This is a genomic window from Clostridium beijerinckii (genome assembly GCA_003129525.1).
Taxonomy (GTDB): domain Bacteria; phylum Bacillota; class Clostridia; order Clostridiales; family Clostridiaceae; genus Clostridium; species Clostridium beijerinckii_D.
Genome location: CP029329.1, coordinates 1705024 through 1724328, shown reverse-complemented (window position 1 = coordinate 1724328; position 19305 = coordinate 1705024). Strand labels below are relative to the sequence as shown.

At 27.9% G+C, this 19305-nt stretch carries 17 protein-coding genes; 9 read left to right on the top strand and 8 right to left on the bottom strand.

Translation table 11 applies throughout. The features are described 5' to 3' along the window. Positions 1–79: 79 nt before the first annotated feature. From DIC82_07535 to DIC82_07515, 5 genes are all read right to left on the bottom strand, one after another. Complete coding sequence (locus DIC82_07535) at positions 80–1543, bottom strand: arginine decarboxylase (protein ID AWK50877.1); 1464 nt, start codon at positions 1541–1543, stop codon at positions 80–82. Between the two features lie 18 nt (positions 1544–1561). Beyond that, positions 1562–2377, bottom strand: a complete 816-nt coding sequence (locus tag DIC82_07530) for an adenosylmethionine decarboxylase (GenBank protein ID AWK50876.1) — start codon at positions 2375–2377, stop codon at positions 1562–1564. A 336-nt stretch (positions 2378–2713) separates the two neighbouring features. Continuing rightward, positions 2714–3406, bottom strand: a complete 693-nt coding sequence (locus tag DIC82_07525; protein AWK50875.1) for a hypothetical protein — start codon at positions 3404–3406, stop codon at positions 2714–2716. A 129-nt stretch (positions 3407–3535) separates the two neighbouring features. After that, on the bottom strand, positions 3536–4138 hold the full coding sequence (locus tag DIC82_07520) for an HAD family phosphatase (protein ID AWK50874.1): 603 nt from the start codon (positions 4136–4138) through the stop codon (positions 3536–3538). Between the two features lie 48 nt (positions 4139–4186). Then, complete coding sequence (locus DIC82_07515) at positions 4187–4750, bottom strand: hydrolase (protein AWK50873.1); 564 nt, start codon at positions 4748–4750, stop codon at positions 4187–4189. 483 nt (positions 4751–5233) lie between these two features. Here DIC82_07515 and DIC82_07510 point away from each other — a divergent pair, with 483 nt between their 5' ends. Next, the gene (locus DIC82_07510) at positions 5234–7381 is read left to right on the top strand and encodes a methyl-accepting chemotaxis protein (protein ID AWK50872.1); all 2148 of its coding nucleotides are present in this window, start codon (positions 5234–5236) and stop codon (positions 7379–7381) included. A 405-nt stretch (positions 7382–7786) separates the two neighbouring features. Continuing rightward, positions 7787–8032 (top strand): spore coat protein, encoded by a 246-nt coding sequence (locus DIC82_07505; GenBank protein ID AWK50871.1) that lies wholly within the window; start codon positions 7787–7789, stop codon positions 8030–8032. A 104-nt stretch (positions 8033–8136) separates the two neighbouring features. Here the strand turns inward: DIC82_07505 and DIC82_07500 are convergent, their stop codons facing one another. Beyond that, positions 8137–8940 carry a hypothetical protein gene (locus DIC82_07500; protein AWK50870.1) on the bottom strand — a complete coding sequence of 268 codons (804 nt, stop codon included), beginning with the start codon at positions 8938–8940 and terminating at the stop codon, positions 8137–8139. A gap of 289 nt (positions 8941–9229) precedes the next feature. Here DIC82_07500 and DIC82_07495 point away from each other — a divergent pair, with 289 nt between their 5' ends. The 7 genes from DIC82_07495 (at position 9230) to DIC82_07465 (ending at position 17482) form a co-directional block, all read left to right on the top strand. Then, positions 9230–9727 carry an RNA-binding protein gene (locus tag DIC82_07495; GenBank protein AWK50869.1) on the top strand — a complete coding sequence of 166 codons (498 nt, stop codon included), beginning with the start codon at positions 9230–9232 and terminating at the stop codon, positions 9725–9727. A gap of 453 nt (positions 9728–10180) precedes the next feature. Beyond that, a complete protein-coding gene (locus tag DIC82_07490) occupies positions 10181–11350 on the top strand; it encodes a galactokinase (protein AWK50868.1) in 1170 nt (389 codons plus the stop codon). 224 nt (positions 11351–11574) lie between these two features. Then, complete coding sequence (gene galE / locus DIC82_07485; GenBank protein AWK50867.1) at positions 11575–12570, top strand: UDP-glucose 4-epimerase GalE; 996 nt, start codon at positions 11575–11577, stop codon at positions 12568–12570. A 12-nt stretch (positions 12571–12582) separates the two neighbouring features. Beyond that, positions 12583–14079 carry a UDP-glucose--hexose-1-phosphate uridylyltransferase gene (gene galT, locus DIC82_07480; protein AWK50866.1) on the top strand — a complete coding sequence of 499 codons (1497 nt, stop codon included), beginning with the start codon at positions 12583–12585 and terminating at the stop codon, positions 14077–14079. Between the two features lie 12 nt (positions 14080–14091). Beyond that, positions 14092–15105 (top strand): LacI family transcriptional regulator, encoded by a 1014-nt coding sequence (locus DIC82_07475; protein ID AWK50865.1) that lies wholly within the window; start codon positions 14092–14094, stop codon positions 15103–15105. Between the two features lie 209 nt (positions 15106–15314). Next, a complete protein-coding gene (locus DIC82_07470; protein ID AWK50864.1) occupies positions 15315–16742 on the top strand; it encodes a putative DNA modification/repair radical SAM protein in 1428 nt (475 codons plus the stop codon). Between the two features lie 2 nt (positions 16743–16744). After that, a complete protein-coding gene (locus tag DIC82_07465) occupies positions 16745–17482 on the top strand; it encodes a DNA metabolism protein (GenBank protein ID AWK50863.1) in 738 nt (245 codons plus the stop codon). A 55-nt stretch (positions 17483–17537) separates the two neighbouring features. Here the strand turns inward: DIC82_07465 and DIC82_07460 are convergent, their stop codons facing one another. Both DIC82_07460 and DIC82_07455 read right to left on the bottom strand, forming a co-directional pair. Then, the gene (locus DIC82_07460) at positions 17538–18098 is read right to left on the bottom strand and encodes a carbonic anhydrase (protein AWK50862.1); all 561 of its coding nucleotides are present in this window, start codon (positions 18096–18098) and stop codon (positions 17538–17540) included. A gap of 122 nt (positions 18099–18220) precedes the next feature. Continuing rightward, the gene (locus DIC82_07455; protein ID AWK50861.1) at positions 18221–19273 is read right to left on the bottom strand and encodes a galactose ABC transporter substrate-binding protein; all 1053 of its coding nucleotides are present in this window, start codon (positions 19271–19273) and stop codon (positions 18221–18223) included. Positions 19274–19305 lie beyond the last annotated feature (32 nt).

The following is a 19305-nucleotide window of genomic DNA, read 5'->3' as shown; positions in this document are numbered from 1 at the left end:
TAACAATTTACAGTTAATAATTAACAATTAATGTTACAATCCTGTAAGGGTTTCTTCCTTAATTGTTAATTGTTCTTTGTTAATTGTTAATTGAATCAACTATATTAATATTCTCAATTTTAACATCTTCTGTCCCAGTTAAAAAACAGCCCTTTTCTTTTGCATAATCTATATAATCTAAAATTTCCTTAGTAATTCTTTCTCCTGGAGCAAGAATTGGTATTCCTGGTGGATAACACATTACAAATTCAGCACATATCTTTTCATCACTATCATTCATAGGTACAGAAATCTTTGAAGAGTAAAATGCCTCTTGAGGAGTAAGTACAACTTCTGGATTTATATACTCATGATCAAACATTCCTGTTTTATCTTTTGAATGTAATCTCTTAATTTCTGATAAAGAAGATATTAATCTTTCAATTGCTAGATTACGATCCCCCACAGAGATGATTGCAAGAATATTTCCAATATCACCAAATTCAATTTGTATTCCATACTCATCCCTCAAAAGATCATATACTTCAATTCCCGCAAGTCCTATTTCTCTTGTAAATATAGATAACTTTGTTACATCAAAGTCATAAACTGTATCTCCATCTATTAATTCCTTTGAAAAAGCATAGTATCCACCTATTTTATTTATTTCATTTCTTGCATATTCTGCAATTTGCGTTACCTTTTTAAATATTTCCTCGCCATGCAACACAAGATCTCTTCTTGCGAGATCAAGTGATGACATTAAAAGATAAGAGCCACTTGTTGTTTGTGTTAAATTAATTATTTGACGAACATATCCAACATGCAAATCACAGTTTAATAATAAGAAAGAACTTTGAGTTAATGATCCACCTGTTTTGTGCATACTAACTGCTGCCATATCTGCTCCTGCTTCTATAGCTGATACTGGCATGTTCTCTCCAAAATAAAAATGTGTTCCATGTGCTTCATCTACTAAAACATACATTCCATGTTCATGAGCAAGACTCGTAATTTCTTTTAGATTTGAACAAATGCCATAGTAAGTCGGATTGTTTACAAGCACAGCTTTAGCATCTGGATTTTCTTTAATTGCTTTTTTAACATCTTCAACTGACATTCCAAGTGGTATACCAAGTTTTTTATTAACCCCTGGATTTATATAAATTGGAACTGCACCACTAATTACTAATGCATTAATTGCACTTCTATGGACATTACGTGGCATTATAATCTTTTCTCCCTTTTTGCAAACACTCATAACCATAGCTTGAACTGATGAACTTGTTCCATTTACCATTAAAAATGCATATTTAGAACCAAATGCATCTGCTGCAAGTTCTTCTGCTTCTTTTATAACTGATACTGGGTGACAAAGGTTATCCAGTGGCTTCATTGAATTCACATCTACTGAAAGACATTGTTCACCAAGAAATTCTCTAAGCATAGCATTTCCACGGCCTTGCTTATGACCTGGAACATCAAAAGGAACCACTCTAGCCTTTTTATATTCAATTAGAGCCTCATAAATAGGTGCTTTTGAGTGGGATTCTTTATTTTTCATTCTTAACTCATCCCCCCATTAATATATATTAGTTCCACTAAAAATCTCAATCATCTCTTTGCGTAGGTTGCTTTCAATATCAAGTCTTTCTTTTGGCTTAATTTCATAAACATCCCTATTAAAAAGATAATTTTGAAGTTCAATTTCTTTTATTAACATTTTAGTATGGAATATATTTGATTGATATACATTTATATCCATAGCATCATATCTCTTTAAAGTACCTTCATCAATATAATCTTGTATTGATGCAATTTTGTGATCTATAAATAATTTCTTACCATCAACATCTCGAGTAAAGCCTCTGACACGATAATCTATAGTTATAATATCTGAGTCAAAACTTCCTATAAGGTAGTTTAATGCATTTAAAGGCGAAACTTCTCCGCAAGTGGCTACATCAATATCCACACGAAAAGTAGCAATTGAGTTATCTGGATGATATTCTGGATAAGTATGCACAGTTACATGACTCTTATCTAAGTGTCCTACAACAGTTTCTCTTGTCTTCAAAATGTCAATTTCACCTTTATTACAAGATGCATCTATTTCCTTAACTGCTAAAGTTTCTTCTGATATTAAAATAGTTACACTTGCTCCTTGAGGGTCATAATCTTGTTTTGAAATATTAAGTACATGTGCACCAATACTTTCTGTTACATCACACAAAATCCTAGTAAGTCTTTCTGAATTGTATTGCTCATCTATGTAAGCAATGTAGTCCTTTTGCTCGCGCTCACTTTTTGCATAGCATACATCATAGATGTTAAAGCTAAGTGTTTTTGTGAGGTTGTTAAAGCCGTATAATTTCAGCTTGTTGTCCAACCCTAACATCACAACCTTTCTGATTCAATTTAAATTCTATTTGTAATAGAATTTATTCGAAAAATTTATTAATTAAAAGCTTATTATTTCAAGTTTTATAATCTTACAAATGTTTAACTTTTAGTTTACGCAGATTCAAAAAAAATAACAAGTACTTATGATAGTAAATTTATTTAATATGCTTTTACTTGAAACATTTTTATCATACAACATTGACATTTTACTATATTATCTTTAAAATTGCTACTATTTATCGCAATATTTCTCATATACATTTAAAAATTGATTTCAAGTCGCTTATGCTCCATTTTATTTTAAAATACTTCCTATTTCTTATAAATATAATTAATTCATTTTTTTCATAGCCTTATCTTTTACATATTGATTATATTCTTCTATTGTATACAGTTCTGGTTCTCTTACTTCTTCTAAGAAATGTGATGCTTCTGCATCAGAATTTGTGAATGCTAGAACTGATTTATGCATTTCTATGGCTTTATTATAATCTCTATACTCATCTTTAGGTACATAAGCCCCCATATGCCATCTTATCATTAAACATTCTTCTAATGTTAATTTAACAAATTGTTGTAGTAAAATTACACTCTTTTCTCCATGCCCTAAAGGAATTTTCTCATCAAATTCATAAGAAGCATATCCTATCCATTTTCCTGTCAATTCATCTTTTTTTAATCGCATTGTTTTTTCATAAAGATTACATTTACAAAGATCATGCAAATATCCTGTTAAATATATTGTATCATTACTTAATCCAAGCTTATATTGTTTATTCTTCTGAGTTAATAATTCAACAACATTATCTGAATGAAATGCTAATCCTCCATCAAAGTTTGAATGAAACTTTGTAGATGCTGGTGCTGTAAAATAATCTGTTCTATCCATAAGATATTTTATCAATTCATCTATTCCATCTCTTTTAATCGAGCTTAATCTTTCAATTATCTTATCTTTTAAGTCTTGCTTTTCTTTTGCTGCTTTAGCTTCCGTTAATTCCTTTAAATCACTTAAATCACTCATTAATACATCCCCTAACTTTAACTAAGTTCTTATAATTATTATTAATTTTTCGCATTAATATATATATATATATATTAATTATGCCTCTTTTATCATTTTAACACTTTTATTATCCGATTAATATTGATGTTAAATGTTAACATTTAATTTTTCTAATTCTATTTTCAAATCCTTTGGATTCTTCAAAAGAATTACTTTTAAACCTGCTCTTATAGCAGCTTTCACATTTTCTTTCATATCATCAACAAATACCGTTTGACTTGGTTCAAGATCATATTTATCTATAATTTTCTCATAAATTTCCTTTTCAGGCTTAAGAAGTTTTTCCTTATATGAAACAACTCCACCATCAAAAGTTCTAAAAAAATCATGTTTTTTAGTTACATGCTCAAAAGCAGCTAAATGAAAATTAGATAAGTAATATACACTATATCCATTTTGTTTTAATTTTTTTAACACCTCTACACTGCTTTCTATAGGAATTAAAATATCATACCAATTTTCAAAAACTAAATTTATTAATTCTTGATTTTCAATATTTCTATTAATTATATTTGTTTTAGCTTGTTCTTCACTAATCGTTCCTCTATCAAGCATTGGCCATTCATCACTTTGAAAAATGCACTTATATATTTCTTCTACTTTTTCTTCGGTAATTTTTGATTTAACGTACACTTCAGGATTAAAATCTAATAGTACATTACCAAGATCAAATATTATATTTTTAATCATTTTAAATCTCCCTTTCCAATGTGATCTTTTTATTGTCAGAGCCTAAATTTATAATCCAATTATTTCTGCGACACTTCTCATTCCTAAAATTGTATTTTCTATAACCTTATCTAATTCCATATCTATCATGGTGCATCCATTTAAAATTATATTTCTATCAACCCCTGCTGCAAAACCTTTTGATTTAAATTTCTTTTTTACAGATTTAACTTCTACATCCATAACACTTTTAGATGGTCTCATTAATGCTGTCGCACCTATAAGTCCTGTAAGCTCATCAATTGTATAAAGCACTTTTTCTATGTTACTTTCAGGCTTTATATCATTAACTATTCCATATCCATGGCATGCAACCGCTCTTATATAACTCTTTGGTAAATTCTCTTCTTTCATTATTTCTTGACATTTAAAGCAATGCTCTTCTGGATACATTTCATAATCAATATCATGAAGAAGTCCTATTACACCCCATATATCTTGGTCTTCATGATAAAGTGTTGCAAAGTGTCTCATTGCTCCTTCTACTGCTAACCCATGTTTTCTAAGTGCATCAGTTTTATTATATTTGCAAAGTAACTCCCATGCTTTTTCTCTTTCCACTTTTTCTTCCATATTTATGGCCCCCTATATATGTGTATATTAATTTAATTTTATATATTTAATTAATATACACATTACTATTAAAATAATATCACTATAATTTTTCCGTATCAATATTTATATTACATAATCAAAATAACCCTTATATTATTTCAAAATTTACACTTAAAAACTTTAATTTCTCTAAATTCTTTTTATTTTTTTCTTATAATTCATATAATACCTTTTATCAGTTTTTTATGCTAAATTATAATATTTTAACGGATAAAAAAATAACTTTATTACATTCTTAATATTCAGTGTAAAATTCTAATCGTTTGTTAAAATTTCTGTACTTTTTATGAATTTTAAATTATTATAATTCTTATATGGTAATACATTGATATTAATTTAATTATTACTAATTAAGGAATAATATAATTAAAAACAATGTTAATTGTAAAACTCATACTATTTTTGATTAAATATTTATTTATAAAAAGGGGACTTATACTAATGAACATTTTAAAAAAAATTCACATCAATTCTATTCGTAGCAAAAATTGCTTTAAAGAATTCAAATTAAAAAAACCTTCTTTTCTATTACATTTAGATTTACTTAAATATAATAGAAAATCTACACCGTCTAATAAAAGTGTTTATAAAGTTAATAAGAACTCTATTAGCTTCAGAGTTCTGCTAATAGTACTTCCTATTGTAATTTTGACTTTAACTACTCTTATATTTTGTACATATTCCTTAGGAGAAAGAGCACTTTATTCTAATAGTAGGGATTTGTTAAACCAAATTAGTAGTGTTGCAGCACAAGATATAAGTGATGTAATGTCTGAAAAAATAAAATCCATTGAAAGTTTAGCACATAATCCAATTGTTATTAATTCCGAAACACCTATACAAGATAAATTAAATATATTATTAGAAGAAAAGAAATTTCAACAATATTCTGATATGGGTATAGCAAATCCTGATGGAACTTTAACTCTTCTAAATGGAACTAAGGTAAATATTCGCTCATATGATTATTTTAATGTTGCACTTTCTGGACACTCTTACATTTCAGAGCCTTTTCAAAGTAATTTTAGTAAAGATTCCTTAATAGCAATATCTTCACCTATAAAAGACATGAATAAAACACTTGGAGTTTTAGTTGCCTTTAGATATGGAGATGATATCTCCAACTTAAGCAAAAAAATATCATTTTTAGATACTGGGAAAGCATTTGTAGTAAATTCTAGTAGTAAAATTATTGGACATTCTAATAATGATTATGTTAAGGGTGGTTCAAATATCGATCAAATATTAAAAAATACTGATGGTTCAAGTGATTATGATTTAATTAGCCAAATCAGTCAAGGAAAAAGTGGATCTACTGAAGTTGTTTCTGATAATAAACTTCAAACCTTATCTTATGCTTTAGTTCCGAATACTGGATGGTGTGTTATAGTTACAGTTGATAAAAGTGACTTACTAAAATCACTTGTGAGCTTAAAATCTGCAAATATTATAACAGGTGCTCTAAGTCTAATATTAATATCTGTAGTATTAATATTTGCCATATCAAAAATCTCCAAAAAGATTTTATACGTTGCAAGTATAATGAAAGAGTTTGCTAAAGGAGATTTTACTACCAAAATAGATAATAACGTTCTAAAGGATTCTTCTGAAATTGGAATTATGTGTAATTCCTTAGTTGCAATTCAAAATTCTCTAAATGGAAGCATTGATATAATTAAATTAAATTCTTACAATCTTAACAATGAATCTATGGGACTTTCATCTATATCTCAAGAATTATCTTCATTAATTGAAGGCATTTCCCAATCAATTAGTGATATTTCTCAAGGTGCACAAAGTCAAACAGATAATTTAATAGACAGCACTAGCAGTTTAAATGAATTTGGCGACAAAATTTCTGCACTGACTGAAAAAATAAGCAATGTTACTATTACATCTTCTAACATTGGAGATAGTGCTAAAAAAGGTAATTCTGAACTTGAGTCATTAATATTTTCAATAAATTCACTTAATCACAATTTTGATGATTTCACCTCTTCATTAAGTATAATGTCAGCTGATATTAAAGAAGTTAATGAAATGACTAATATAATAAATAATATAGCAGAGCAAACTAATCTCTTAGCTTTAAATGCTGCTATTGAAGCTGCAAGAGCTGGAGAAGCTGGGCGTGGTTTTTCTGTTGTTGCTGATGAAGTCCGAAAACTGGCTGAAATGAGTAAAAATTCTGCTCAAAAGATTTATACTATTGTATCTAATGTTATAAAAAATACCAATGGAATAGTAACTAGTACAAATAGCATAAATGATGATGTAAAGAATCAGACTGAAGTTGTAAATAATACAATAGCTACCTTTAAAGAAATTTCTTTAAAGGTAGAGGAAATGATACCTAATATGTATTCAATTGCAAAAGACTTTGTTAAATTAGATAATGAAAAAGACTCCTTAGTAAGTAATATTTCTAATATTTCCTCTGTATCTGAACAAATCTCAGCAACTACCCAAGAAATTTATTCATCATCTGAAGAGCTAAGTGCAGCAAGTTCTGAAGTGGCAAATACAGCCCAAAAAGTTAATACATTATCAAATGAATTAGATGCTAATTTTGATCAATTTACATTTTAAATTGGTGAATATCATAAGTTTCATAAAAGTACCTTAAACATTTTGCAATGTTTAAGGTACTTTTATAATTACTTTCTTTAATTTTATCCACAATTTAATTAAATTTAATCATAATTTCATCATCAATTATCTGGTATAAAAAAAAAATATATATCACATAATAAATTTGTTAAATACATTCATATAATTATTTATATAGGAGGTGAAAATCATGAGTCCAAAAGAATTGTCATATATTGAAGATGCCTTAAGTCATGAAAAACATATGAAAACAAAATGTACAGATTATGCAAATCAAATTCAAGACGCTGAACTTAAATCTTATGTTAATCAATTAGTTAATGCCCACCAACAAACATTTGGACAATTTTATCAATTATTATAAATTATAAGGAGAAGTAAGATATGAATGATAAAGATCTACTTGAAGATATTCTATTAACAGTAAAAGGTGCCTCTGATTTATATTTACACGGAACCATAGAATCTGCTACTCCAAATGTTCATTCTGCATTTGATAAAGCATTATGTGATTCCTTAAAGATGCAAAATGAAATTTATAGCAAAATGAGTGCAAAGGGCTGGTATCCAGCACAACAAGCTGAACAAACTAAAATAGATCAGGCTAGACAAAAGTTCTCTGCACAATAGAAATTTACTATAATTTTATTTTTAAATATCTAATATACATATAAAAAATAAATGCAGGTTTATTTATAGATACATATCTATAATTTAGAACCTGCATATTTTTTTCAATTTTCCTTATATTCTTTTTGTAATTTATTTATTACCTTTTCTTCATTATATCTACTAAAGGGCCACATTCTAGTTTCTATTTTACATCTGATCCATTCTGCTTTTAAATATATTTGTACAATATGATCTATATCCTTATTTAATCTTTCAATGTCATTTTCTAAATCATTTATTATATAATAACTTTGCTTAAGTATTTCTTTTATTAACAATAAATCATCCTTATAAGCTACTTTAACATTATTTCTTAAATCTAATAACTTTACATCTTTTGTTTCAGCTATCTTTTGAATTTTTTTATTATTTATTGCTATATTTAAGAGCGCCACCAATACTTTTTTCTCACTTATTATATCCACAGCTTCATTAAATTTGGTCACAAGTTCATCATCATTATCAACAGATTCAATAGTATTTCTACAATAATATATTAATAAATAACTATTAATTATTGCTTTTAATTCCTCTATTTTAGATATTAATTGAATATCAAACTTAGATGTAAAATCAAGATACATTCTTATTAATGATACATTTTTCTCCAGTTCCCTTCTATAAGCTATTTTGTTAGTTCCATCCTTAGTTATAATATACAAATTAGTTATGTTACTCAATTCTTTCAAATTGGCAATATGTCCCCTTAATGTAGTAATCCATATTACTCTAAACTTTGTAATATTATTTATATAAAGACTTTTTTTATTTTGAAATAAGTTAAATACTCCCGTTAAAAAAGTAATTATAATTCCTATGAATGTTATTACATCAATTATTGCTACTTCAACTTCTCCAATTCTCATACTTTACTCCTAAATCTTTAAAATTATATTTTCTTTTTATTTTCTTCTATGGTAAAACAGATAAAATTATTAGTGTCTTAATTATTTTATGTATTTTTACACCTAGGAAGAAAAAAAGAACTAAGATTATCTTTCTCAGCTATTTAAAGTTATATTCTACTTTTATTTATTTTTCGTTTGATTATTCAAATAATTTATTAAATCTGAAATACTTATTTTTAGTTTTTGTATCGTTTTTCCCTTAACTGCAATAGATTATATTAAAGTAATTAATAAAAAAGGTGGTAATATGAATCCTTTATTAAACATGATCCTTTCTTCTATTTTTTCTGGAATTGGAGGCGGTATGGGAAATAACATGATGAATCCTATGATGCCTAATCAAAATAGAGGAAATAATTCAGGGCAAATGAGTGGAATGAATCCTAATATGAATATGATGGCTGGTAATCCTTTATTAAATATGCTTATGGGAGTCATGGGCGGTGGCATGAATTCTATGAATGGAAATCCTTTAATGAATATGCTTATGGGAAATATGGGTAATAATAACAGTACTCCATTTAATAATATGAATATGAATAGTAATAATAACAATAGGGGTAATGTTAATAACGTTCCTTTCAATAATATGAATGGTAATAATCCTAATATGGATAATATCGGTTCACTTTTAAGCATGTTAATGGGAAACCAAAACGGTATGTCCATGAACAATATGAATTCTACAAATAGCATGAATCCTATGACTAATAATTCATCTAGACACTCTCATTCAAAAAAATAATGAGGATACCAATAGGTAGCTTAATTTTTAAGCTACCTATTAAAGTTAACCTTTTCTAGAATATTTAAAAAGATTAAAATCTTCAAATTTATAAAATTATTTCATTTCTGATTTTCGTGTAAAATAATTATAATTTATTACTCTCTGCAAATACAGTAAGCCTTTTCTATAATATCTTATATTTTTCCTTGTAAAACTATGTGAATCCAAATTCTAAGTTATTCTTATACCTTGCATATGGTATACCAAATTTCAAATAAGCCATGACGTGACTTTTTGGAGCATTACATCAATATTTTCAGTAACTGCAACAAATATATCCCCTCTTCTTTCTGTAAATCCGTCGTCTAAGTGTAGTTTTTACTTAGGTATGTATAATTAAAATTATTTTTAATTATCTCTTTACTTTTTTATAGAAATCGCTTACTATAAAATAAAAGGGAGGCGTTAATTATGGATAATATTAATGTATTGAAAAATGATTTTAAGGAACTATTTCAAAAGGATTCTGAAAATGTTTTCTTTTCACCAGGTAGAGTTAATTTAATTGGGGAACATACTGATTATAATGGTGGTAATGTTTTTCCTTGTGCACTAACTATTGGTACTTATGCTGTAGTTGCTAAAAGAGATGATAAGAAGGTTTTGGTTCATTCTTTAAATTTTAAAGATTTAGGAATTATAGAATTTTCTTTAGATAATATGGTTAACGAAAAGGAACATAATTGGGCTAATTATCCTAAGGGTGTAATTAAAACTTTTGAAAATCATGGTTATAATATTCCAAGTGGTTTTGAAATAATTTTCTATGGTAACATTCCTAACGGGTCTGGATTATCATCTTCTGCTTCACTTGAAGTTTTAATGGGTACTATATTAAATGAATCCTTCGACCTAAATATTGATATGGTTGATATAGTTAAAATGTGCCAAGAGGCTGAAAATAAATTCATAGGTGTAAACTGTGGAATAATGGATCAATTTGCTATTGGAATGGGTAAAGAAGGTTGTGCAATACTTTTAGATTGTAATACTTTAAAATACTCTTACAGCAAATTAAATCTTGCTGGTCATAAAATAGTAATTGCAAACACAAATAAAAAAAGAGGTTTAGCTGACTCTAAATATAATGAAAGACGTAGTGAATGTGAAGATGCATTAGCTAAAATACAAACAGTTAAAAATATCATAGCTTTAGGTGAACTTACTGAAGAAGAATTTGAAGAAGTAAAAGATTGTATCGGCGACCCAATCAAAATAAAAAGAGCTAAACATGCTGTATATGAAAACCAAAGAACTTTAAAGGCTGTAAAAGCATTAGAAGAAAATAATTTAGAATTATTTGGTCAACTTATGAATGCATCTCACGTTTCTTTAAGAGATGATTACGAAGTTACTGGAATAGAATTAGATACTTTAGTTGAATTAGCTTGGGGAACTGAAGGTGTAGTTGGTGCACGTATGACTGGAGCAGGCTTTGGTGGATGCACTGTTAGTATTGTAAAAGATGAATGTATAGATAATTTCAAAGAAACTATCGCAGTTAAATATAAAGAAAAAATAGGTTATGAACCAGATTTCTACGTAGTTAGTATTTCTGATGGAACAAGACGAATCAGTTAACAGTTAACAATTAACAGTTATTGATGAAAACCAGAGGTTTTCTGTTAAAATATTGATTTTTGAGCTATACTTATCTAATAAGAATATATATTACAATAATAATTAACAATGTATAAATAACAGTTAACAATGAATTTATCTTAAATTCAAATCACGTAGTGATTTGTTCCTAAATTGTTAACTGTTAACTGTAAATTGTTAACTGAATTAAGGGAGATGTTAATATGTCAATTTTAGTTTGCGGTGGTGCCGGATACATCGGTTCACATACAGTACATGAACTTGTAAATCAAAATAAGGATGTTATAATAGTTGATAATTTACAAACAGGCCATATGAAGGCTATAAATTCTAAGGCAAAATTTTATAAAGGTGATATAAGAGATGCTGAATTCTTAGATAAAGTCTTTTCTGAAAATAACATTGAAGCTATAATACATTTTGCTGCCAATTCCTTAGTTGGAGAGAGCATGGAAAAACCTCTATTATATTTCAATAATAATGTATATGGAATGCAAGTTTTACTTGAAAGCATGGTAAAGCATGACATTAAAAATATAGTTTTCTCTTCAACTGCTGCAGTATATGGGGAACCTAAAAAAATTCCTATCCTTGAGGATGATGAAACAAATCCAACTAATACTTATGGAGAAACAAAATTAACTATGGAAAAAATGATGAAATGGGTTAGCAAAGCTTATGGAATAACTTATGTTTCTTTAAGATACTTTAATGCATGTGGTGCTCTTCTTGATGGAAGCATAGGTGAAGATCATTTTCCTGAAAGTCACTTAATACCATTAATTCTTCAAGTTCCATTAAAGAAGAGAGATGCTATAACTGTTTTTGGTGAAGATTATGAAACGCCAGACGGTACATGTATTAGAGATTATATTCATGTGCTTGATTTAGCAGATGCACATATAAAAGCAGTTGACTATTTACAAAAAGGTAATGAGAGTAATATTTTCAACCTTGGTAATGGTGTTGGCTTTAGTGTTAAAGAAATCATTGATTCTGCAAAACAAGCTACTAATGAAGACATTAAAGTTGTCATTGGCGAAAGACGTGCTGGAGATCCTGCAAAATTAATTGCTTCAAATGAGAAAGCTAAAAAAATATTAGGTTGGGAGCCTAAATATACTGATGTAAAAGATGTAATCAGCACTGCTTGGGGATGGCATAAAAATCATCCAGATGGCTATGGAGACCGTAAATAAGGGGGACTTTAAATGATAAATTATGAAATAAACAGACTTATAAATTTTGCTATGCAACAAAACCTTATAAGCGAAGAAGATAAAATATATTCTACTAATATGATTCTTGGAGTACTTAACTTAAATGAATTTAATACTACAGAAGTTAATGAAACATTAGAAACTCCAACCCCCATATTAGAAAACATATTAGATTATGCCACAGAGCAAAACTTGATAGAAAACACTGTGACTGAAAGAGATTTATTGGATACTTTAATAATGAATTGTGTAATGCCTAGACCTTCAGAGGTTATAAACAAATTCAACGAATTATATACGGCCTCTAAAGAAAAGGCAACACAGTATTATTATAATTTGAGCATAGCATCTAATTATATAAGAAAAGATAGAATTAATAACAATATAGTTTGGAAGTCCGCTACAGAATATGGTGATTTAGATATAACAATAAATTTATCAAAACCAGAAAAAGATCCAAGAGATATAGCAAAAGCTAAATTAGTTAAATCAAGTTCATATCCCAAATGTTTGTTATGCAAAGAAAATGAAGGATTTTATGGACATATAAATCATCCTGCTAGACAAACTCATAGAATTATACCTTTAGATTTTACTCAAGGGCAAAAGTATTTTTTGCAATACTCTCCTTATACTTACTATAATGAGCATTGCATAATCTTCAATGACCAACATATACCTATGAAAATAAACAAGGATACTTTTAGAAATCTACTAATATTTACAAATATATTACCTCATTACTTTGCTGGATCTAATGCAGATTTACCTATAGTTGGGGGCTCTATACTTTCTCATGATCATTATCAAGGTGGTCATTATACCTTTGCTATGGCAGAGTCTCCTATAGAGAAAATATATACTGTATCTGGCTATGAAAATGTGGAAATAGGCAGAGTTAAATGGCCTATGTCTGTTGTTAGACTTTCAGGTAATGATAAAGATACATTACTAGATTTAGCAGATCATGTATTGACCTCTTGGAGAAATTATTCTGATGAATCAGTAAATATACTAAGTCATACAGGTGATGAACCACATAATACTATAACTCCTATTGCAAGAAAGAGAAATGGTAAATATGAGCTAGATTTAGTACTCCGAAATAACAGAACTAGCAATGAGCATCCTCTTGGTATTTTCCACCCTCATGATGAAGTTCATCATATAAAGAAAGAGAACATAGGACTTATTGAAGTTATGGGACTTGCGGTACTTCCTGCAAGATTAAAAGAAGAATTAAATACTTTAAAAGAATATTTAATTAACAAGACTCCTGATGTTTCAAATGATGAAACAGTAGAAAAACATTCTGATTGGTATAAATATCTTTTAGAAAAACACTCAAATATTTCTGAGAAAAATGCTTATGAAATATTACAAGAAGAAGTTGGACTTAAATTCCTAGAAGTATTATGTCATGCTGGAGTTTTCAAGAGAGATGAAACTGGCTTTGTTGCTTTTGATAAATTTATAAATACATTATAAGGTGGAATAATTATGAAAATTACCATAGTAGATGTGGCGAAAAAAGCAAATGTATCTGTTGCAACAGTTTCAAGAGTAATGAACGGAAATTACCCTGTAAAGGCTGAAACAAAAAAGAGAGTATTAGAAGTAGTAGAAGAGCTTAATTATATTCCTAATATGCAAGCACGTGAACTTACACAGCAAAAGTCAGCTACTATCGGTGTTGTAGTTCCTAGTATTAATAATATGTTTTTTCCTGAAGTTATAAAGGGCATTGAAAGTAACTTAAAACTTAATTCTTTATCTTTAATCTTAGCTTGCAGCAACAATGATGCTGAAGAAGAAAAATCATGCGTTAATAATTTATTATCTAGGAATGTATCTGGAATAATAGTTATTGACCCTAATACAGATAATGTTAATTCTAAATTTTATCATAATATTTCAAAGCAAACTCCACTTGTCTTTGTAAATGGTCATTCAGTATCTACCAATATTTCATCAGTTATTAATGATGAAGCTATGGGTTCAACGATTGCTCTAAATTATCTTTTAGAAAATAATCATAAGGATATATTGTTTGTTAGAGGAAAAGATAGTTATTCTTATGATGTAAAAGAAAAAGTATATAAAGAAACAATGAAAGACTTACATAATTTTAAAACTGAAAATATTATTAACATAGGTAATGGGAATAGTAATGAAACTGTGGATAATACTGTTAATATATTTCTTAAAGTATTAAAAACAACTTCTGCAACTGCTGTTTTTGCATGTAATGATCTTATGGCTGTCGGTGTTCTTAACGCTTGCAAAAAATTAAATTTACATGTCCCAAACAATCTATCCATTATAGGATTTGATAATATATCTCTGAGTAAGTTTGTAGAACCAAAATTAACAACTATAGATCAAAACATGTTCCATCTTGGAACTAATGCAGCAATGTTATTACTAGAAAAGATAGAATATAATAATTCTTATAGCAAGAGAATAATACTTGTAAATTCTCTAATTGAACGTGATACTGTAGGCCCAATTTAAAATTAGTAAAGGGTATATTTATCAATGTAAATGGAAATATACCCTTTCTTTTTTCAATTGTTTAGATAATCATATATGTCAACATATTTTTGCTTTATAATTATTTATTTATATCATTAAAACATTGCACAAGAACATACATTCTTATATAATCTATATATAAGAATATATGTTCTCTTTTTATTTTTATTATAAGGAAGGTAAGTACAATGGATTTAATGGATAAATTAAAAATTCTATCTAATGCTGCAAAATATGATGTTTCATGTTCTTCTTCTGGTTCAAAGAGAAAGAACTCTAATAATGGAATTGGCGATGCTTCTGAAAGTGGTATTTGTCATAGCTTTACTTCTGACGGACGTTGCATTTCTCTACTTAAAATATTATTTTCAAATGATTGTGTTTTCGATTGTAAATATTGTATAAATGGTGCTTCTAGAGATTTCTTAAGAGTTAGTTTCACCCCTGATGATGTTTGTAATCTTACTATTAATTTTTATAGACGTAATTATATTGAAGGGCTTTTTTTAAGTTCTGCTATTATTAAAAATCCAAATTACACTATGGAACTTTTACTTAAGACTGTTAAAAAATTGCGTTTAGAACAAAACTTTAATGGATATATTCACCTTAAAGCAATACCTGGAACAAATGAGAATCTAATTCAAGAAGCCGGTACATATGTTGACAGAATGAGTGTTAATATTGAACTACCTTCTAGTGATAGCCTTAAACTTTTAGCACCACAAAAAAGCAAAGATAAGATTTTAAAACCTATGGGTATCATTAAAAATTCTATAATCAATCATAATGAAATGAAAAAAAGTATAAAGAGTACTCCCCTTTTTGTTCCGGGTGGTCAAAGTACTCAGTTAATTGTTGGTGCTACGCCTGAAAGTGATAGGAAAATTATTAAGCTTTCAGAAAATCTTTATAACAAATATAGTTTGAAGAGAGTTTACTACTCTGCTTATGTTCCTGTTATTAAGAACAATAAACTACTTCCTGATATAACTCATCCGCCTATGCTCCGCGAACATAGGCTTTATCAAGCTGATTGGCTTCTTAGATATTATGGCTTTAAAGCTGATGAACTTTTGAAAAATGATGATGATAATTTTGATTTGAATTTTGATCCAAAGACATATTGGGCATTGTCAAATTTAAATGAATTCCCAGTTGAAATTAATAAAGCCTCTTATGAAAAATTATTGCGTATACCTGGCATTGGTGTTACTTCTGCTAAGAAAATTTTGAAAGTTAGAAGAGTTCATAATTTAACTTTTGAGGATTTAAAAAAATTAAGGGTAGTTCTTAAAAGAGCTAAATATTTTATTACTTGTAGTGGTAAATATTGTGGTGATGTTTTATTTGATGATGTTAGAATAAAGAATAAGCTTTTAGAACAAAATCTCCCTAAACATAATAGTATAAATCCTAATCAATTATCATTTTTTGATAAACCATCAATAGAAGAAAAAACTACAGTATCCGGTATTATACTACCCAAAGAAACTATTTCCTCTCCAAGTATTATCTATTCTATAAAAAAAGATAGACCTTCAAATATTATATTGCCTGAAACAAATATTCTTAGGATAAATGATAGACTTACTTCTATGCATGGAGAGTTTTGATTATGAAAATATTAATATATGATGATACTTTTGAAGGATTATTAACTGCTATATATGATGGTTTTTACTCTAAAAAATCACCAACCTCTATTTATGGGAAAAATGAAACTAATGCTCCACTTTTACTTGGCGACATTATTGAAATTATTACTGACAAAGTTAAATTAAAAAAAGTTAGAGATGCAATTATAAATAAACTAGATCTTCTTGCATTAAAAAAGATATATATGGTCTATTTATGTAACGAGAAGGATAAAGCTATGATTATATTTGAATATTTGAAAATAGCATTTAAGCTTGGACACGATGTTCATAGTTTTTTGAATATATATGCAATACGACTTGTTGATGATATAAATAGAAGAGTTTCAATGGAATGTCATAGGTTTGAAGGTTTTGTTAGATTTAATTATATTGACGAAAAATTTTTATATTCCTCTATTGAACCTGATAATGATATTTTAGAACTTCTTGGTGATCATTTTAAGAATAGATTCTCTAGCGAATATTTCATTATTCATGATATCTCTAGGGAAAAAGCTTTAATTTATAATGGAATTTTTTATGAAATAATTGCCATGGATAAAGATACTTACGAAAAACTTAAGTCTTATGAGGATGAATATGCAAACCTCTGGAAATCTTACTTTAAATCTACAACGATTGAGGAAAGAAAAAACCTCAGATTACAATGTAGAATGATGCCCAAAAGATATTGGAAACATATATTGGAAACATAAAAATTATAAAAATAAAGGATGAATACTTAATTTTTCATCCTTCATCATTCATCTACTAATCGTCTCCATTTACTATTATATCTATTTCCCCTGTTTCGGGACTCATAATAAGACCATGTACTTTTATATCTTTAGGTAATAAAGGATGTTCTTTTATCATTCTTACACTTTCCCTTATAGATTCTTCAACAGATTCAAATCCATGAAGCCAACCCTCAACATTAATTCCTGCATTATTTATGGTTAATAAGGTTTCTTCCTTTATTTCTCTACTTATCATTTTATTAACAAGGCTTTTTGTATCTAAATTACTCATTCCGCAACCATGATGCCCTACTACAAAAACATCTTCTGCACCAAATTCATATACTGCAACTAATATACTTCTCATTACCCCACCAAAAGGATGAATAACAGTTGCTCCTGCATCTTTGATTATTTTTGCATCACCATTTTTTATATTCATAGCTTTTGGTAATAATTCTGTTAATCTAGTATCCATACATGTTAATATTGCCATTTTTTTCTTAGGTATTTTAGTTGTTATGTATTCTTCATATTCTTTGTTATTTATAAATTTTCTATTATACTCTATTATTTGTTCTAATTTACTCATTTAGCCCCACATCCTCGTAAATTCAGTTAGAATTTTAAATATACTTTTCATTTTTAACTTAATATTAAATTAAGTTATGAATGTTGTAAAGTTAATTATTTTATATTTTTATAGAAATATAATTACTTACTCATATATTCTTGATAAGGAAGACGAATTGAAACTCCTGTATTATCAAATTTATATTCTGTATCATAAAGTGGATTTCTATTATAAACTAAATTCACTCCAACAGTATAAAGAGCTTTAGCCAAAGCAGAAGAATCTTGAAGAACAGAACCTGTCATAATACCTTCTTTAATTAATTCTTGAGCTTCTGGTATTGCATCAACTCCAACAACTGTTATTGTTGGAGTTTCCCCTCCTTTGTTATAGCCATATTCTTGTAGTGCTTTAATAGCACCTATTGCCATAGAATCATTATTGGCAATTATTGCTTCAATTTTATTACCAAATTGTAAAAACAGTGCTTTAGTAGTATTTTTAGCTTCTTCTTCACTCCAGTTGCAAACTTTTAATGCAAGTTTCTGCGTTTCTATTCCTGCATTATTAATTGTTAAAATAGAATATTTTGTTCTTGTTATTGCTTCTAGATTATCATTTTCACCCATTAACATAATATATTGCAGCGCATTATCATTATTTTTATCTGCAGCTACTTTAGTATTATTCCATGCCTTAATAACAACTTTTCCTTGTAACACTCCAGCCTCTTCCACTTGTGTTCCTATATAACAAGATTTATTGTAGGATTGGATAGAATTTATGGCAACAGGCTCCCTATTAAACAGAATCACTGGAATATTCTTTTCTTTAATTTTATCAATAACTAATCGTGTACTGTTTGTTTCCACTAAATTTAATAATAAAAGATCTACATCATCTTTTTCAAGTAATGTATCAAGATTCTCATTTTGTATGGATTGATTATTTTTTCCATCATAGAACGTAAATTTAACCTTTCCTTCATTTTCTCTTTGAATCTCTTCTAAACTTTGATGAACTAGAGAAATATAAGCATCATCAAATCTATATAATAATACTCCTACTTTTACAAGCTTTTCTTCAGCAACCCGTGAATTAGTGCTAATCACATTATAATTACAACTTGCTATCATTGTGATTATAATAACTGAAACTATAATAATTATCGGTATTTTTTTTAATACTTTCATCTTGATCCTCCATATTGTTTTCTAAATAACAA

Bases quoted from the DNA above. Each gene is read 5' to 3' on its own strand.
- DIC82_07535 (AWK50877.1), bottom strand. From the start codon at position 1,543: ATGAAAAATAAAGAATCCCACTCAAAAGCACCTATTTATGAGGCTCTA.
- DIC82_07530 (AWK50876.1), bottom strand. From the start codon at position 2,377: ATGTTAGGGTTGGACAACAAGCTGAAATTATACGGCTTTAACAACCTC.
- DIC82_07525 (AWK50875.1), bottom strand. From the start codon at position 3,406: ATGAGTGATTTAAGTGATTTAAAGGAATTAACGGAAGCTAAAGCAGCA.
- DIC82_07520 (AWK50874.1), bottom strand. From the start codon at position 4,138: ATGATTAAAAATATAATATTTGATCTTGGTAATGTACTATTAGATTTT.
- DIC82_07515 (AWK50873.1), bottom strand. From the start codon at position 4,750: ATGGAAGAAAAAGTGGAAAGAGAAAAAGCATGGGAGTTACTTTGCAAA.
- DIC82_07510 (AWK50872.1), top strand. From the start codon at position 5,234: ATGAACATTTTAAAAAAAATTCACATCAATTCTATTCGTAGCAAAAAT.
- DIC82_07505 (AWK50871.1), top strand. From the start codon at position 7,787: ATGAATGATAAAGATCTACTTGAAGATATTCTATTAACAGTAAAAGGT.
- DIC82_07500 (AWK50870.1), bottom strand. From the start codon at position 8,940: ATGAGAATTGGAGAAGTTGAAGTAGCAATAATTGATGTAATAACATTC.
- DIC82_07495 (AWK50869.1), top strand. From the start codon at position 9,230: ATGAATCCTTTATTAAACATGATCCTTTCTTCTATTTTTTCTGGAATT.
- DIC82_07490 (AWK50868.1), top strand. From the start codon at position 10,181: ATGGATAATATTAATGTATTGAAAAATGATTTTAAGGAACTATTTCAA.
- galE (AWK50867.1), top strand. From the start codon at position 11,575: ATGTCAATTTTAGTTTGCGGTGGTGCCGGATACATCGGTTCACATACA.
- galT (AWK50866.1), top strand. From the start codon at position 12,583: ATGATAAATTATGAAATAAACAGACTTATAAATTTTGCTATGCAACAA.
- DIC82_07475 (AWK50865.1), top strand. From the start codon at position 14,092: ATGAAAATTACCATAGTAGATGTGGCGAAAAAAGCAAATGTATCTGTT.
- DIC82_07470 (AWK50864.1), top strand. From the start codon at position 15,315: ATGGATTTAATGGATAAATTAAAAATTCTATCTAATGCTGCAAAATAT.
- DIC82_07465 (AWK50863.1), top strand. From the start codon at position 16,745: ATGAAAATATTAATATATGATGATACTTTTGAAGGATTATTAACTGCT.
- DIC82_07460 (AWK50862.1), bottom strand. From the start codon at position 18,098: ATGAGTAAATTAGAACAAATAATAGAGTATAATAGAAAATTTATAAAT.
- DIC82_07455 (AWK50861.1), bottom strand. From the start codon at position 19,273: ATGAAAGTATTAAAAAAAATACCGATAATTATTATAGTTTCAGTTATT.